Source organism: Kitasatospora sp. NPDC093558, from assembly GCF_040683475.1.
Classification (GTDB): domain Bacteria; phylum Actinomycetota; class Actinomycetes; order Streptomycetales; family Streptomycetaceae; genus Kitasatospora.
In genome coordinates, this window is record NZ_JBFBDY010001023.1 from 1 (window position 1) to 1,704 (window position 1,704).

Annotated in this window: 2 protein-coding genes; both read right to left on the minus strand. The window is 70.0% G+C overall.

Annotated features, from left to right (window positions below):
* Positions 1 to 252, minus strand: a 252-nt coding sequence (locus tag AB0O00_RS38070) for a helix-turn-helix domain-containing protein (protein ID WP_363659268.1), incomplete at its 3' end; no start/stop codon positions are given.
* Between the two features lie 63 nt (positions 253 to 315).
* Entirely contained in the window at positions 316 to 933 is a 618-nt protein-coding gene (locus AB0O00_RS38075) for a histidine phosphatase family protein (RefSeq protein WP_363659269.1), read from the minus strand.
* Positions 934 to 1,704: the final 771 nt, after the last annotated feature.

Consider the following 1,704-nt stretch of genomic DNA (forward strand, 5'->3'; position numbering starts at 1 on the left):
CAGCGCAGCGGCGTCGCCGCCGTCGGCGGCGAGCGACCTGAGCAGGTCCTCGACCTCGCGCCCGGCCTGGACGAGGGCCGCGGTGACCAGCTGGTCCTTCCCCTCGGGGAAGTGGAAGTACAGCGAACCGCGCGGCGCACCGCTCTCGGCGACGATCTGGTTGACGCCGCTGCCGAAGTAGCCCTGCGCCTCGATCAGCGCCCGCGCACCGGCGATCAGCCGGGCGCGGGTCTCCTCACCCTTGGCTCCCATGGGAGAGAGAATAGACCGGTCTATATATTTTGCCAAAGCGGGCAGGCCGGGAAGGTCAGCGGCCTACACCCTGTACCCGGGCGGGAACCCGGTCCAGCGGAGGTCCTCGGGCAGGTGCCCGAGATCATTGACCACCAGCGGAGAGGCCGGCCGCCCCGGGGCGTAGCGGATGACGGTCAGCGACGCATGGCCATGGTTGAGCCCGAGCCAACGCCACGCCGGCGCGTCGAGGGCATGCCGGACGAGCCAGGCGATGAGGAAGTTGTGCGTGACGACGAGCTCGTGCCGCTCCTGATCGCCGGCCACCGGCCCGGTGAACGAGGCGACAGCCTGCCGGGCCAGCTCCGGCCCCGAGGCATGGGGCTCGGCCTGGGCGAGGAAGCGGAGAAAGTGGTCGGCACCGTCGGACGGAAGCTCCGCCCGCCCCGGGACGTACGGGACGTAGTCACCCGCCGCGTCGCAGGCCTGGACACTGACGGCAGGCAAGTGCTCGGCGATCAACCCGGCCGTCTGCGCAGCCCGAGCGAGTGGCCCATGGTGCACGGCAGTGATGGGCCGCCCCGCCAACCGCCGCCCGAGAAGCGAAGCCTGACGCCGCCCGACCTCCGACAGCCCACTCTCATCCGGCAGGGCTTCCCCATGCCGAACGAGATAGAGATAGCGAACAGTCGCCCCACCCATGCACAACCCCCTTGAGCACAATTGATCACGTCCCACCAGCCGACGCCACCCCCCACCCGCCCGGTTCCCGGGCTGGGCCAGCGGGCTCGCCGGGCACGAGAAGTCGGCCCGTCCGACTTCTCGCGCGGAGCCTCCCCCACTTCCCGCACTGGGGATCTGCGGATGCTTGCCCCCGGGGCGCGCAGGAGGTCGGCGCCATCGACTTCTTGCGTGGGCGAACTGCTGGCTGCGCGCGTGCATGAGAAGTCGGTTGGGCCGACTTCCTGTGCAGGCGAGCCCGTGGCCGCGGGTGCGCGTGCGAGACGTCGGCCTGTCCGACTTCTCGCGCTGAGCCCGCAACCTCCCATGGTGGGGATCTGCGGGTGCTTGCCCCGGGGCGCGCAGGAAGTCGGCGCCATCGACTTCCTGCGCGAGCGAGCCGCCGGCTGCGTGCGTGCGTGAGAAGTCGGGTGGGCCGACTTCCTGTGCGAGCGGCCTTTGCCTGCTGGGGGTTTGGTGGCGTACAGGATGTCGAGCAGGCGGACTTCCGGTGCGGGGTCCTGTGTGGGGGCGTGTCGTGTGCCGGCGGCATCGACTTCCTGCGCCAGCCGCTGGCTGCGTGCGTGCATGAGAAGTCGGTTGGGCCGACTTCCTGTGTGAGGTGCCCTTGGGGGTTGGGCGTGCTGGGTGGCTAGTAGCAACGCCGTTCAGTTAGGGCGGAGCTGGGGCTGTCAAGGGTCGGTTGTGAGCATGTTGATGCTGATGGTGGCCTTGTAGGTTGTCCGGTCGATG

What these genes read in the sequence shown, in the direction of transcription:
- AB0O00_RS38075 (WP_363659269.1), bottom strand. Translation starts at nt 933, where the DNA reads ATGGGTGGGGCGACTGTTCGCTATCTCTATCTCGTTCGGCATGGGGAA.